This window comes from Bacillus sp. MMSF_3353 (assembly GCF_030733445.1).
In the GTDB taxonomy this organism is placed as follows: domain Bacteria; phylum Bacillota; class Bacilli; order Bacillales; family Bacillaceae_G; genus Bacillus_A; species Bacillus_A wiedmannii.
The window spans coordinates 1-14,794 of the sequence record NZ_JASHJA010000054.1; the positions used below are offsets into that span (position 1 = coordinate 1).

At 34.1% G+C, this 14,794-nt stretch carries 12 protein-coding genes and 2 pseudogenes; 13 read left to right on the forward strand and 1 reads right to left on the reverse strand.

The annotated features are described in order from the left end of the window. Positions 1–274 precede the first annotated feature (274 nt). The 8 genes and pseudogenes from RBB48_RS30420 (at position 275) to RBB48_RS30455 (ending at position 9,532) form a co-directional block, all read left to right on the forward strand. Positions 275–1,381 carry a conjugal transfer protein gene (locus RBB48_RS30420; protein ID WP_088062812.1) on the forward strand — a complete coding sequence of 369 codons (1,107 nt, stop codon included), beginning with the start codon at positions 275–277 and terminating at the stop codon, positions 1,379–1,381. A 2-nt stretch (positions 1,382–1,383) separates the two neighbouring features. Continuing rightward, a complete protein-coding gene (locus RBB48_RS30425) occupies positions 1,384–1,674 on the forward strand; it encodes a hypothetical protein (protein ID WP_000421394.1) in 291 nt (96 codons plus the stop codon). A gap of 39 nt (positions 1,675–1,713) precedes the next feature. Then, the gene (locus RBB48_RS30430) at positions 1,714–2,118 is read left to right on the forward strand and encodes a TcpE family conjugal transfer membrane protein (protein ID WP_088123070.1); all 405 of its coding nucleotides are present in this window, start codon (positions 1,714–1,716) and stop codon (positions 2,116–2,118) included. Between the two features lie 59 nt (positions 2,119–2,177). Next, entirely contained in the window at positions 2,178–4,718 is a 2,541-nt protein-coding gene (locus tag RBB48_RS30435; protein WP_306008736.1) for an ATP-binding protein, read from the forward strand. Position 4,719: 1 nt separating this feature from the next. Then, positions 4,720–5,202 carry a hypothetical protein gene (locus RBB48_RS30440; RefSeq protein WP_088062815.1) on the forward strand — a complete coding sequence of 161 codons (483 nt, stop codon included), beginning with the start codon at positions 4,720–4,722 and terminating at the stop codon, positions 5,200–5,202. A 32-nt stretch (positions 5,203–5,234) separates the two neighbouring features. After that, positions 5,235–7,618 (forward strand): annotated as a pseudogene (locus tag RBB48_RS30445) (CD3337/EF1877 family mobilome membrane protein). Between the two features lie 27 nt (positions 7,619–7,645). After that, positions 7,646–8,884: a bifunctional lytic transglycosylase/C40 family peptidase gene (locus tag RBB48_RS30450; RefSeq protein ID WP_306008737.1), complete on the forward strand. Its 1,239-nt coding sequence runs from the start codon at positions 7,646–7,648 to the stop codon at positions 8,882–8,884. A gap of 51 nt (positions 8,885–8,935) precedes the next feature. After that, entirely contained in the window at positions 8,936–9,532 is a 597-nt protein-coding gene (locus RBB48_RS30455) for a hypothetical protein (protein ID WP_306008738.1), read from the forward strand. A gap of 301 nt (positions 9,533–9,833) precedes the next feature. On the opposite strand, the pseudogene RBB48_RS30460 reads toward RBB48_RS30455, so the two are convergent. After that, positions 9,834–10,154 (reverse strand): annotated as a pseudogene (locus RBB48_RS30460) (IS4 family transposase); the annotation flags it as partial. A 556-nt stretch (positions 10,155–10,710) separates the two neighbouring features. Between RBB48_RS30460 and RBB48_RS30465 the strand changes: the two are divergent. From RBB48_RS30465 to RBB48_RS30485, 5 genes are all read left to right on the forward strand, one after another. Beyond that, positions 10,711–11,352, forward strand: a complete 642-nt coding sequence (locus RBB48_RS30465) for a trypsin-like serine peptidase (protein ID WP_254914779.1) — start codon at positions 10,711–10,713, stop codon at positions 11,350–11,352. Positions 11,353–11,485: 133 nt separating this feature from the next. Beyond that, complete coding sequence (locus RBB48_RS30470; RefSeq protein WP_100910529.1) at positions 11,486–11,623, forward strand: class III lanthipeptide; 138 nt, start codon at positions 11,486–11,488, stop codon at positions 11,621–11,623. Positions 11,624–11,691: 68 nt separating this feature from the next. After that, complete coding sequence (gene lanKC / locus RBB48_RS30475) at positions 11,692–14,295, forward strand: class III lanthionine synthetase LanKC (protein ID WP_306008739.1); 2,604 nt, start codon at positions 11,692–11,694, stop codon at positions 14,293–14,295. A gap of 122 nt (positions 14,296–14,417) precedes the next feature. After that, on the forward strand, positions 14,418–14,546 hold the full coding sequence (locus RBB48_RS30480; protein ID WP_189340009.1) for a class III lanthipeptide: 129 nt from the start codon (positions 14,418–14,420) through the stop codon (positions 14,544–14,546). Between the two features lie 41 nt (positions 14,547–14,587). Continuing rightward, positions 14,588–14,707: a class III lanthipeptide gene (locus RBB48_RS30485; RefSeq protein WP_189340010.1), complete on the forward strand. Its 120-nt coding sequence runs from the start codon at positions 14,588–14,590 to the stop codon at positions 14,705–14,707. Positions 14,708–14,794 lie beyond the last annotated feature (87 nt).

Sequence of the window (14,794 nt, forward strand, 5' to 3'; positions counted from 1 at the left end):
ATATTAGGTTTTTATATTGTGTAATACTTACTATAAAGAATAGATCCCGTGTAAAGCCAATTTCATTTCTTAATGGAATTGGTTTTTTTATGTACTTTAATAAACATTATATTTAGTTTTAATCATTCTAAAAAAATTTTGATATAAAACATAATTTTTTTTATTTCTCTTAGATTTCCGAAAAAAGTAAATCATACTTAAAGTAGATAGTTGATTAGTGGAAATTACAATGAACTTTGTAATCTCCTAACCATTTAAAAAGAGAGGTGAAGACATGGTAAAAAAGAAATCCCAGGAAAACGCCGAAAAAAAGAAATTTACATTCTTTAAAAAAGCAAAGAATAAAACAACTGAAATATTAGATATGCAACAAGAAAATTCAGAAGCACTTAAAGAAAAGAAGAAACGTAAAACAAGGGAGAAAGTTCCAGCAATAACAGGAAGGAAAGTAGGTAAGGTTACATTTTGGTGTGTGATGGGATTCATGATTGCAGGAAGCTCCCTTTCATTTATCCAACTTGCCGGTCCTCCTAGAGCAGTAGCTGTTCAGGAAAAGAAAGAGGAGCCCGTAAAAATTAAAATGTCAGAAGCAGAATTAATTGCATATGCGAATAATTTTGCCGCTAATTATTTTAATTGGAAAGTTGATATGAATGTAGCTGAAGAACGAAGAAAACGATTAGAGAAATTTCTAGTTGAAGGATCTGATGAGCAAGGTGGATTAAATAGAGATACTTTAAAAAACGCTTCTAGTACTTTAGTTAAATCGGAAGCAGTAGAGGTCCGACAAAAAGGAAATGAAGCAGAAGTTACATTGAAAATCATTCAGAAACTAGAACCTGTAAATAATCCTGCTCCTGGAACGACACAAGCTCCAGACACACCAAAAGAACCAAAAGAAGTTATAAGGTACTTCTCTATACCAATTTTAATGGAGAAAGGGAAGATGGTAGTCCCTAACAATCCTACAATCGTTCATGGAGAGAGAGAAAAGGCATCTTATAAAGTAGCCACTTTCAAATCAGAAGGACGAGAAATTAATACAGATGCAGAAATAAAAAAAGTAGAACAATTTTTACAATCTGTATTTAAAGTGTATACAGAAGGAACACCAGAAGAAATTGCTTACTACTTTGAAAAAAGTAATATAACAAATGGACTAAAAGGTATTATGACATTTAGCAAATTAGAAAACCTACGAATTTATGAAGATAAGGATAAAGGATACAGAGTCTTAGTTGATGCCAAATTAAAAGACAATGATAGCAGCTTAGAGTACACATACACATATGATTTAAATCTAGTAAATAAAGATAACAAGTTTTCAATTAGCTCTATGAAAAAATTTGAAAACACATTAGAGAAAGTGGAGGGAAAATAATTATGGAGCTTTTGGGATTAGATATGGTTGCTCAGCAATTACCTGCTATTACGGATGCAGCGGTCTTAGGCAACATTAATTTTGGAGTGAATGCAAAAAACTGGTTAGTAGCTCAGTTAGGTCCCATTTTTTTAGTTGTAGCAATCATCGGTGTAATAGTTTTACTTGTAAAAAGACAAATGGCTGGTCTAATTGGTTGGTTAGTACTTTGTGCGATTGTATCTGTGTTTGTATTCACTCCAGATGTATTCAAAGATCTTGGAACAAAATTATATAATTTATTATTTAAATAATTATTAGTAAAAAATAGAAATTTTAAGGAGTTGGTATAAGTGAATCAGAAACCGACTCGCAAGGAAGTAAGGACTTACAACTCTATATGGGATATTCCTAAGAGTTTATATGGGATAAGGGATATAACACTCCCTTTCCCTGTACCTTACAGGCAGCTGGGGATTTTTGTTGGAACACTATTAATAATAATATTCTTACAACAGATTTTACCATTAGGAGACAACGTCTTTTTTAAATATCTAATATTACCTGGTGGTGTAGCGTACTTCTTTGGAAATGTAGAATTGGATGGAAAAAGCCCACACAAATTTATGTATCGATTCTTTGTATTTACATTTGAAAAAAAGAAGTTGAGTCGTTATAAAGATGCAACTGGAAATATTGGAAGCTATCAATATAAGACAGTAGTTCGATTTAAGGATGATTCAATTAAGAAAAAGTAATTAATTAATCTATACGGAAGAATTAGTTTAGTCTCATATTCTTCTCTAAGGAGGCACAAATGAATCAGGTTGAATTTCCAGTCAAATATTTTCATGATAATTTGATTTTTAACCAAGATGGTTCTTGCTGGGCGTATTATGAGGCATACGGGATTCCTTATGAATTTAAAGGAGACGATGATAAAAATACGTTGTTTATGCGACAACTCGGCTTATTTTGGAATTATGAAGAAGAAAAACATCTATTAATGATACCTGTTTATCAGAATTTCAAAGAAAAAGCCGATGAGTTTAAAGAAACAGTAAGCGGTGAACTAAAAGAGCTGGCAATCGATCATACTGATGATGTTGTCCATGAGTTAGAAAGAAAATTTGGTGAAAACGCTGTAGAATATCGTTATTTTATAGGTGTGAAATTAAAAGTAAGACACATACAAGAAGGACTTAAGGAAATGCTTTACACTGCATTTCATACCTTTAAAAACACTGCAGAACAGTTTGGATTACTTGGTGATACCAAAATACTAAAAACTGATTTGGAGATGTATAAACGGGAAGCTAGCGCCTTTAGAAATAAAATAAGAAAACATTTAGCAGTAAGAAGTTTAGAAACAAATGAAACACAATGGATTGTATTACGCAACTTCTATCGTACATTGGAAGCACCTGTTACAGCAGGATGGACGCCACCAGTAGTTGATGACGATTCTGCTCTCTTTCCGAATCAAGAGAGCTTGTTACGCCTAACAGAATCGGAGATAGACGTTAAAGGAAGACATATAGAAATGTCCCAAATCGGTTCTGATGGATTAGAGTATCCAGCGTATATGAGTTTCTTATCGGCATCGAAGATTCCATACACAATGGAATTTCCAGACCAAGAGTGGATGTATATGATCCAAAATATAGATTTCCCAATCGAACTAAGTATACGCACAGAAAATATTAACCACCGTAAAGCTCTATCTAAACTAAATAAAAAGAAAAAAGATTTAGAAGATCAAGAAACACATGCAAGGGAAAATTCACAAACTGTTGGACTAAACGTGTATGAGGGTGTTCAAGAAGCTACTGAATTACAAGCCCTTATACAAAAGACACGTATGCCACTTGTTAAGACCTCCGTATCCTTCTGTATATGTGCTGAAGATTTGGATACTATGCGCCGAAATACCAATTCACTCATTTCTATTTATAGAGAGATGATGATTGAACTAGTAAGACCATATGGAGACCAGTTCTTGCTGTTTAATGAATTTATCCCTGGTGCCAAAAGATATGTAAATGATTATATACACTTTATGGAGCCTGGAGTTCTGGCGGCCGGAATGTTTGGTGCAACACAAGATTTAGGAGATAATATCGGGTTTTATATAGGAACAACTGGTATTTTAAACAAAGCGGTTTATATGACACCTTCTCTCGCAGCGACAAATACCGTTGCAAATCAAAAAACGAGCGCACTTTCAGTTGCGGTAACAGGAAGTACTGGTTCTGGTAAATCATTTGGAACGAACTTAATTGTTTACCTAGCCGTACTAGGAGGAGCTCAAACACTGATAGTCGATCCAAAAGGTGAGAGGGGGAACTGGACAGAAGATTTACACGGCTTAGAAGGTAAGGTAAACGTAATTACACTTGGGACTGATAGGCGAGATGAAGGGAAATTAGACCCATTTATCATTCATAAACATAGCCGAAAAGATGCAATTGAGTTAGCGATGACAATTCTTACTTTCATTACAGGTATTAAACCAGATAACTCGGAGAAATTCCCGCGCTTAGCTTCAGCCGTAGAATTCGTAGCAGGAATGGAAGAGCCGTGCTTAACAGCTGTGTCTCAATACCTTGAAGATAGTGACGATAAAGTGGATCAGCAATTGGCCGCTCATATTCAAGCATTTGAGAATTTATCATTTGCACACTTAATCTTTGGAGATGGAACAAATAGAGATATTGAACTTGATACAGCAGTAAATATCATACAAATCCAGCATCTTGACATGCCAGATATTCAAAAAGATCCAAAAGATTATACCTTACAAGAAAATTTATCAGTTAGTATGCTGATGTCTCTATCTTCATTTGCAAGAAAATTCTTTCAAAAAGACCCTACTAAATTCAAAATTGTTTTATTGGATGAAGCATGGGCAATTATGGGAACTTCTCAAGGGCGAGAGTTGGCTCGTAAGCTAGTTCGTGAAGGTCGTGCCTTAAACTCTGCAGTATACTTTGCAACTCAAAGTGCAAGTGACCTTGGAGATGAGACATTTAAGAATAATATCGGTATGAAGTTCTCATTCCGTAATACCGACAGTAAAGAGATTTCTTCAATCTTAGATTTCTTTGGATTACCTGATAATGAGGAAAATCATGCGATTATTACTAATTTAGAAACAGGACAATGTTTATTCCAAGATATCCAAGGAAGAACAGGTGTTGTCACAATGGATGTAGTGTTTAAGGATTTATACGATGCATTCGATACAAGACCAAATGCAAGAAAGAATTATAGAAAGTCAAATGATGATGAAAAGCAGGAAGTTAATGCAACCTTTGTCGAAGAAGGGGGAGAAAAAATAAATGTAGGAGTGAGTTAACATGGTAAAAACTAAACTAAAAAAATTAATGCTATCTAGCCTATGTGCTGGCGCTCTAATTTTGAGCGCGGCATGTGGAAATAGCGAAACAAATGTAGGAGAAGAAAAAGATAAACAGGGGCACACTCCTAGAGAAATGATGTTGGACTTTGTAAAGGCCGACTTACAACATGATAATAAAACAATTAGAAAACTTATCGTCGATGGAGATAAAAATACAGTTTTAGATCCGAATCAAGGGCCACAAAATAATTTATCTTACAAAGACTATACAGTAAAAGAGTATGTGGTAGATAAGGATACAATTATGTATAACTTTATTTCAAAGAAGCCCCCTAAAAACATCGATAAAGCAGTGAAATGGGTAAGAGTAGTCCGTACAGAGGAAGGATTCAAAGTTCGAAGTTATTCTGGCCCTCAACGAAATGAAGTTGATGAAGTAGCAAATACTAAACCGACAAATGAGTTTAGTTCGAAAGATTAATAGGTTTCCCATAAAAGGGGGAGTAACATGTAATGAAAAAGTTTATTACCCTATTGTTATTAATTTGTACTTTGCTTTTAGCATTTAATTTACTTTTTAAAGCTGCTCCAGTATATGCAGAGGAAGAACCCAGACCTTCTCTTATAGATGATATCATTCCAAAGAATAAGGAAAAACTAAAATATGAAGAATACCCTGCAAGTAGCTATGGAATTGACATTTATACACCCGAAGGTGGATTTGGTGAATCTCTTAAGTTTTGGAAATGGGGAGACAAAGTAAAAGAACAAATGGTTGCTGTGTTATTTAGTCTTGTAAGTATTGGATGGACCATTAATCTTGCAGTTAGTACTTTTGTTACAAGTATGGTCGGCCAATCTATGAGTCTCAACATTGTAGCTGATGTAGGAGATAAATTAGGCGATGTAATATCTAAAGCAGCAGGGTTCAATGGTTCTTGGGGTAATGGAATATATAGTGAATTAATTGGACTCATGTTAGCTTTATTAGCCTGCTGGGTGATCTGGGTAGGTTTTGTACAACGACGCCAGTCAGAGATGCTAGGAGGATTGTTAAAGGCATTAGGTATCTTAGTTTTCACTTTAGGTTTTTTCGCAAATTCAAGTTATATTATCAAAGGACTGAACACTTTCTCTGAACAAGTAAATAAAACTGTTCTTGATTCCACTCAAAGTATTAGTGGAGCAAGTCAAGGATATTCAAGCGGTGTCGATTCCATTACTGATTTAACACACACTCTATTAATCAAACAACCTTATACATTATTGCAGTTCGGTACAACAGATATGAAGAAAATCGGTGATGAAAGAATTAAGAAAATGTTAACAACAACAGGAGCAGATGAAAGGCTGGATCTATTAAGAGAGGAAGTAGAACAGAAGAAAAATACGATATTAACTTTGGATGCTACTTTTGAGCGTGGCGCTTTAGTATTACTACTTTTCTTAATCAATGGACCATTATGGGTTGTCTTAGGCTTATGTAGTATGGCGATGTTGTTCTACCAATTAATGTTTATTATCGTAGCGCTAATGTCACCAGTAATGTTATTGATGGCATTAGTACCTGCATGGACTGGGACAGCTAAGAAATTTTTATCTGAATTGTTCCGAACGCTGCTTATGAAAGTTGCAATTGGCTTTCTTATAACTTTAATGTTTTGGGTTTCTTCAATCTTATTTAGCGCAACTGATAAGTATGGTTATTTAGTAGTTGCCGCATTACAAGTACTTTCATTCTTAGGTGTTTGGTTATATCGTAAAACTATTTTCGATGCTATTACTACAGTACCAGCAAGTGCAGGAGCAGCACGCGCATCAGATGCTATGAGTAATATTAGGCAGAAATATCGTGATGTTAGACGTGGATCTAAGACAGTTGGAAGAGGTGTAGCAGTAGCTGGCGCCGCGGGTCTTGCAAGTGCTGCGGTGGCAGGAAAAGTGGGTAAATCAGGCTACAGTAAGTTTAAACAATTGAAAGAAAACTATGCAGATAGAAAAGAAAAGGTAGCAGATGGTAAACGCAAGGAAAAAGAACAAATGCAAGCAGAAAAAGAAAAAAATATAAATCAAATGAAAAAAGAAGAAAATTTAGGTGTTCGCGATAGAAAAGGAAATCAGGAGCAAGAAAGGGTTAAGGAAGAAGTAGCCGCAACTAAAGAGAATCCAGAATTAGCAGTACGAGGGAAACATGAAGATAATAACCCTGAAATGCAACAGGCAGAACTAAAAGGTAAAGAAGAGGATGTAAAAGCGGATGTTAAACCAGTAGCGCAATCAAATGAGGAATTAAATAATAAGGAAGAAGATGTAAAAGCTCAAGTTAGACCAGTAGCAAGTCAAAATAATGGTGGACTTGAGAATAAGCAAGAAGATGTAAAAGCGGAAGCAAAACCAGCAACAACGATTAAAACACCAACAGGTCAAACAAGGCCAATCACAACACCACAGTCAGGAACAACACCACAGTCAGGAACAACACCATCGCCAGCGAATCCGATGGAAAGTAAGCCAATCACAACACCACAGTCAGGAACAACACCATTACAATCGAATCCGATGGAAAGTAAGCCAATCACAACACCACAGTCAGGAACAACACCATTACAGTCAAATCCGATGGAGAGTAAACCAATCACAGCACCACAGTCAGGAACAACACCATCACAACCGAAATCGATTGAGAGTAAACCAGTCACTACTTCACATGTAAGTACGCCACAAAAACAAGTAGAAGTAAAACCGGTTAATCCACAACAAACTAAAAGTGTTCCTAAAGTGAATAATCAGCAACAGTTAAAAGAAGGGGCAGCAATTAAAAAGTTGAAACAAAAGCACAAACACAACAAGAAGCTTTAAAAAATGTAAAAGCAAAAGAAACCATAAAACCAAAATAATTCAGCACACGAGGGAGGGTTTATACATTGAGTGCGGAACCAAATCGCGACCATGAAAATGAACATCATCCTGAAGCTGAACTAGGGAATGCTAAGCCTGCCTTGAAAAAGGCAGGCCATTCTTTAGGGAAGGCGGCTGGTAAAGGATCAAAATTAGCGGGTAAAGCAGTTGCACAAGTAGGTAAGAAAGTAGCAGTTAAAGTAGCACAGAAGGCAGCTACAGTTGCTGTTGCAAGGCCATTATTAATAGTAGCCGGTGTTATTTTGGCTGTTGTTGCAGGTTTAGGTATAGTGATATTTTTATTAACCGCCACAATGAGTGAAGATGAAGTTAGTCCTGGAGGAATTGGTGGTCCTTTTGCCCCAGGTACTGCAAGTGTCAGTCCTGAAGTAATGAGATGGGAGCCATTGGTAAGGAAATATGCGGCGCAACATGGCATAGAAGCAATGACTCCATTAATATTAGCTCTTATTCAACAAGAAAGTTCTGGAACACAATTGGATGTTATGCAAAGTTCTGAATCACAAAATCATCCTCCGGGTTATTTTACAGATCCAGAAGAAAGTATTAAATATGGTTTAATGCATTTTGCTGATTGTCATAAAAAATCCAACGGCGATCAAAATATTACATTACAGTGCTATAACTACGGAACTGGCTACGCTAACTACGCAGTTTCGAAAGGTGGATATACTCACGAGAATGCAAGGGCATTTTCTGCAGAGCAATTAGCTAAAAATGGGTATAAATGTGGTTCATGGCGAAGTGCAGAGGCAGTAGCTAATAATTGGTGTTATGGTGATCCAGACTATGTCCCACATATTATGAGATACTATCAACCTGGTCAAACCCCTGGTGGTTCTGGTGGAATTGCTGGTGGTAGCGTTTTAGGTGATGATGTATTCCAAGCAATTATGACAGAAGCACTAAAGTATCAAGGATGGCCATATGTTTTTGGAGGGCGAACACCAAATACATCATTTGACTGTAGTGGAATTGTTGAGTATACCTATTCAAGGGTTGGTATTAATTTATTTGGTACTGCACAAACCCAATGGGATAAAACCCAACGTGTAACAGATCCTAAGCCAGGAGATTTAGTATTTTTCCATAGCACTTATGCTACAAGTAGCTACATTACGCATGTTGGCATTTATGTAGGAAATAATACAATGTATCATGCTGGCGATCCAATTGGCTATGCTGATTTAAGTAAAACATATTTTCAACAGCATTTTGCGGGGTATGGTCGTGTAGTTAGATAATAATGCATGTAACACCTAGCAACTTATGAAACTGCGAAAAGGAGGTAAATCATGAAGAAAATCACCATTATAATAGCAATTTTATTAATAGCTAGTGTAGGTTTTTTGATAAAGTATCAATCTGATAACGAAAAACTTAAAACTGATAATATAAAATTAACGAAAAAAGTGGAAAAGGTGGAGGCACAATACATCGATACGAAAAAGGAATTGTCAGCTCTAAAGAGTAATAATCAACAACAAGTAAAAGAAGCTGCAGAACGATTTCTTAAAGCTTTCCGTACTTATGATACAGGTAAAGGCGAATCTTACCTTGCTAATATCGATGCATATATAACACCAAATGCAAAGAAAGAATTAACACCACCAGGTGGACCAACGCAAGCTGCTCCTGGAACTGGAGATGAGAAAGAAAAGAAGAAAGTTTCATTTCAATCTGAATACACAGGTGGCGAGTTGTATTATGCATTTTTGGATACTACAAAAGCAAATGTATTGGCAAAAGTGAAAAGTAAAATTACAGTTAATGGTGTTTCATCTGATAATATGTCATTAATGCAAATAAATCTTATCTATGATGGAAATAAGAAATTATGGCTTGTCGACAAGCTTATACCTTTAGCAGATTTAAAAGATCGTATGCCTTAGGATTTGTACACACTTAACATGTAGATTACTAAAAAAGTGCCTCTTTTTATTTTTAATGAGAGGGGCCTTTTGGGAATTTTGTAAACTTACAATAGGGTCGTGAAGTAATTACTAATGTATGGGTGTTTTATCTCTTCAATTATGTAGATAATACCTGATGTGGCAGGACCCCATCGCTATCAAGCTAAGCCCATACAACGTTAATTATAGTAGAGGTTGTTTCTTTTTTTTTAAAAGCTACGTGTAGGGAATTTAAAGATTTGCATACGAAATAAACCCTAATGGGTTTCAATTTTTTGATTTAAGCCGCTTGATTATCAGACATAGTACAATTGTAAACGACACCTAATATATCAAAGACTATTTGCTTCTCATATCGATGAGATTTTTGCCTGTTTTGCTGTAGGAGGTTGAACAGGCGAATTAGGATCTTTGATAGCACTTGGGTGTCTTTCTGTATAGATTGGAAAAGAAGAAGAAAGTAATCTTTAATCATATATATGGCCTTATATTCACTCAGTTCTCGTTTTTTCATAAGAAGTAATTGCCGCATTTGAAACATGGTAGAAGAGCAGAATAGAATGGCAATCAGTTACCAATACAAATGGCATTCCAATCGTTGGTTCCATTATAACGAGGTTTTTTGATAAAAATACACAAAAACCCCGAATCATGGGGTTTTTTTAGTGTCCATGATTTATGGATACAGTTCAAAGGATTAAGGATCTTTTATAATACGATGCCAACAAGCGATATAGAAGATTGGTGAAGAGAATATAGACAGAAGAGGCACGTCACCTACCAAATATCTAGTATGGTACATCATGAATCCTTATTTTATAAATCATTTCTTCCCTTTTTACAGGAGGCTGAGTGGGGAACTTATGGGTTCTGTTGCAGAATTTAAGCTCAATTTTAAAAACCTTGCAACAGAACCATTCTTAGCGTGAAGGTTTTTCAAAAATGCTGGTAATACTCCTTGTACCCTACAGTTACTTTAAGAATTTTGCGTTTGAAACCCTAGTCTTATGTATAGAACACTATTATACATAACACATTACTTTACAAAGAAAATATTGAGTTATCCTCATTTTAGGATTATTGTCTATTTATACCAATTAAAGAAGCGAGGAATAATTATCAAATTATCTACTATGGAAAATAATGAAAAAAAAACAATGAATACAGGATTATTGAAAATAAAACAAAATAAAACCAAGTTTATAAGTAATGCTTCCTTAATTAAAGGATTGGACTATCCCATAGTTTGTACTGCTGCACATTGTGTCTTTGACTGGTATAAACAATTATCTGCAAATGAAGTAACCTTTATAACGAATGATAATAAAGAATATGAAATTGAAGAAATCTACATTAGTACTGAGTGGGTTAATAATGGGATAGTAGACTATGACACTGCCTTTTTGACATTAAGGGAACCTCCTGTAGCAATGGACAATTTAATCAAACCTATATTTAATAACTCATCAAAAAAACAGAATGCATTAGTACCTTACATAAGTAAAAAATTCCTCAGAAAGAAAAAAGTCGAGGTAATAAGAAATATTACTTTTGAAGACCATATATATAATTCAACATTGTTAGGTTTAAAAGGAAAGTTGGGCGTGGGCAGTTCAGGAAGTCCTTGGATAATGAAAATGAATAATGAATATTTTCAATTTTCTAATACAAGTTTGTCATTTAATAGTGTTAAAGATATAATTTGGGGACCTTATTGGGGAGAACATATAGAAAATTTATTTCTACAAGCAAATAAAAAGGTTAGTAACTTGGAAAATATAAATATTTATAAACTATGAATATTTATAAATATTTATATTTATAAACTATATAAGCCCTCTTTAAAAATTGATGTATCCGCATGTTGAATAAGGTTGCCAATTAAGGTGATACAGTAAAATTGGTACACAGTATAGAAAGGTGGTGATATCTATGTCTAGATTTGATGTTTTATCATTGCAAAGTTTAAAAAAACATAAAAATAATGATAAGCCCATTGGTTCAAATGTTAGTGTTAATTGTAAAACCCAAAGTGGTTTAAGCCTTTTTTTCTGTGTTAGTCCTAAATAATAATTTAAATACATAAGCACAAATCAATTTAGTTAATTTGTGCTTATGTATTATATAGGGGGGTTCTAATGGATAATAGGTATATAAAGTATATAAATAAAAATCCTTACTATAGTGTTGCTGATGAAATTAGTCAAGGGTTATTAAACGTAGACTATCCATTTGATAATTATGTATTAATTGATGGTGAGCATTGGACAAACCTAATGCCTAAAAGTGCAAGACTCCCTAAACAAGGATGGAAAATTCATGTTAGTACGGATATCAGAGAATCGCAAAAAACTTTAGATATTGTTTCCAAGTTAATGATAGAAAGAAACATATCGTTTAAATATGTCCGAAGTAATAAGGAGCTAGTACTGAAGGATTCTAAATACGGAGATAGAGGTTCGTCAGGGAAGTTTATAACTATATATCCTGAAAATGATGATCAATTTATTGATTTATTGAGGTTATTAGAAAGCAACTTAGCCCATTTAAAACCTGGCCCTTATATATTGAATGACAAAAGATGGTATAACTCTAATATATATTTTAGATATGGTGCTTTCATGTCTAGGTATGTATATATAGATGGCGAGAAAGTTGATGCTATAGAAAATTTAGAAGGTGAACTTATTGAAGATAAAAGAGTTCCTTACTATTACTTACCTAATTTTGTAGAAGAGCCAATAGAAATTAGAAAAATGGATGAAGAGTTGAATCAAGTTGACACCTCATCTCCTCTAGATAATTTTGATATAAATGAAGCATTGCATTTTAGTAATGGTGGTGGCGTTTATATCTGTAAAAATAAAAGTAATAATATGAAAGTCATTCTAAAAGAAGGAAGGCCTCATGCTGCAGTAGACGCTCAAGGGCAGGATGCTTTTTCTAGAATTGTTAATGAAAGCGAGATATTAGATAAATTAGAAAAGGCACAATACCCAGTTAAAAAAATAAGTTCTTTCCGTGCCTGGGAACATTATTTTATAGAAGAAGAGTATATTGAAGGTGATTCTTTATCTGAATGGCTAGTGAAGAACTACCCTTTTAGTTCTAATATAAAAAACGAATCTTATACAAAATCATGTATAAATATCATCAATCAACTAATTGAGTCTATACACGAACTTCATAGAAATGATATAGGTATGGGGGACTTACAACCTGCTAATATCATAATTACACCAGAAGAGAAAATTAGATTAATTGATTTTGAAACTGCAAGTTCAACAAGCGATTCTCTTTCTGGATTAATGACTCCCGGTTTCATAGGGAATCAAGAAATGAATAAAGAACAAAGTGATTGGTTTGCATTATTAAGGATAGCAAAACAGCTATTTGTACCAATTGGTTGTGTCCAAGATATATCCTGGAATATGGACACTATTCATAGTAATTGGATTCGAGTTGTATTTGGAGAAAAAGCAAATACAATAATTGAACGTATTGAGTCATTATGTGAATTTTACGGATCACGTCCTATGGAAGAATTACTGACTACAAATGGACAAATGAAACAAAAATTTGACCTATCAGCCATGAAATTAAAATTGCGTAATTCTATTTTAAAGGACGTTAAAAATGAAGAGAGGCTATTACCTGGAGACATTCGGCAATATGAAATGGAGACAGGCATGCTAAATGTGTTAACCGGTGGTTTTGGTGTTGCAATGGCATTACATAGAACTGGAGGAATAAATCAGAAAGCAAAAGATTGGGTTGAAAATCAAGATATTAATAAACTTATTCAATTAGAAAATGGTTTATTCACCGGTAATATGGGGATAGCATCGGTTTTATGGGAACTAGGTTATCAGGAGAAAGCAAAGGCTCTATTCGACTCGTTTATTGATTTTAAACACATTGAAGATATTTCTTTTGCAACAGGTTTAAGTGGAATTGGATTTGCATACTTAGGATTTAGTTACGAAGTCAATGATCCTAAATATTTAAATATTTGTCTCTATATCGGGGAATTATTAATAAACAAGTTGAATGCTGATGCACCAATTATTACTTATGATTACGATGTTGTTGATAAAGGGGTTATGACCAGTTGGGCTGGGGTTTCCCTGTATTTTACTGCACTGTATAAAAAAACAAACGATAATAAATGGTTAGTATTATCAGAACAGGCATTGGAAAAGGAAATGAAACTAGGGATATTCGATGATACTGGCTTGTATCAAATTGATGATGATTTTAGGATATTACCTTATCTTGCCGGTGGGGGAAGTGGTTTAGCTTTACCGATTGTTGAATTAGAGATAAATGCAAAATTGAAGAAATGGAATAAAGAAATTGAGGGTATTAGTAAAATATCAAAAAGTAAATGCTTTTATAATGCTGGATTATTTCAAGGAACTACGGGCATTTTAGCTGTTGCAAATTTATTAGAGTTATATACCCAAAAAAGTAGTTTGGTTAATTCGGCATTATTTACACTTAATTTACACTTATTAGAGGATGCTGATTGTATATTTGTTCCTGGTGATTCGTGTTTTAGAATTTCTGGTGATATCATGTCTGGCTCTTCTGGTTTATTGTTAACGATAAATGATATTTTAGAAAGTAAGAACCATTCATGGATACCCATACTCAATTTAGAAAAAGTATTTAGTTCTTCAACTTTTACAGAAGAAAGTTTACAAAATATAGTTGAACCCCTTTCTTCTATCGTAAGATGACCCTTCAACCATAAGGATACTGAGATTTGTAAACGATATAGTCCAAAGAAAAACATCAGATTTACTTTAGGAATTATTTACACGGATAGGGAAATTACTTTATATAAAAGGGGGTGATAAAAATGAAAGATGTTCTTGCATTACAAAAAATGAATAAAACAAAACAAAAGGGTAAGGGCCAAAATCCAGCAAAATCAAGCATAAGTCTGGGGTGTTCCCCATCAAGTAATACTAGCTGGTTCTTTTGCTAGGTATTAAAATATCAAATATAGAAAGAACGGAGGGGTATTAAATGAATAAAGTACTATCTTTACAAAAAGAATCTATTTCTAAAGATGTTCAATTGAAGGCGAAATCTTCTAAAAGTGTTCAATGTAAAACAAGTAGTAATGCAAGCTGGTTCTTCTGCTAAGCATTAAAACATCAAATATAGAAAGAACGGAGGGGTATTAAATGAATAAAGTACTATCTTTACAAAAAGAATCTATTTCTAAAGATG

What these genes read in the sequence shown, in the direction of transcription:
- RBB48_RS30425 (WP_000421394.1), top strand. Translation starts at nt 1,384, where the DNA reads ATGGAGCTTTTGGGATTAGATATGGTTGCTCAGCAATTACCTGCTATT.
- RBB48_RS30440 (WP_088062815.1), top strand. Translation starts at nt 4,720, where the DNA reads ATGGTAAAAACTAAACTAAAAAAATTAATGCTATCTAGCCTATGTGCT.
- RBB48_RS30420 (WP_088062812.1), top strand. Translation starts at nt 275, where the DNA reads ATGGTAAAAAAGAAATCCCAGGAAAACGCCGAAAAAAAGAAATTTACA.
- lanKC (WP_306008739.1), top strand. Translation starts at nt 11,692, where the DNA reads ATGGATAATAGGTATATAAAGTATATAAATAAAAATCCTTACTATAGT.
- RBB48_RS30455 (WP_306008738.1), top strand. Translation starts at nt 8,936, where the DNA reads ATGAAGAAAATCACCATTATAATAGCAATTTTATTAATAGCTAGTGTA.
- RBB48_RS30480 (WP_189340009.1), top strand. Translation starts at nt 14,418, where the DNA reads ATGAAAGATGTTCTTGCATTACAAAAAATGAATAAAACAAAACAAAAG.
- RBB48_RS30465 (WP_254914779.1), top strand. Translation starts at nt 10,711, where the DNA reads ATGAATACAGGATTATTGAAAATAAAACAAAATAAAACCAAGTTTATA.
- RBB48_RS30485 (WP_189340010.1), top strand. Translation starts at nt 14,588, where the DNA reads ATGAATAAAGTACTATCTTTACAAAAAGAATCTATTTCTAAAGATGTT.
- RBB48_RS30435 (WP_306008736.1), top strand. Translation starts at nt 2,178, where the DNA reads ATGAATCAGGTTGAATTTCCAGTCAAATATTTTCATGATAATTTGATT.
- RBB48_RS30470 (WP_100910529.1), top strand. Translation starts at nt 11,486, where the DNA reads ATGTCTAGATTTGATGTTTTATCATTGCAAAGTTTAAAAAAACATAAA.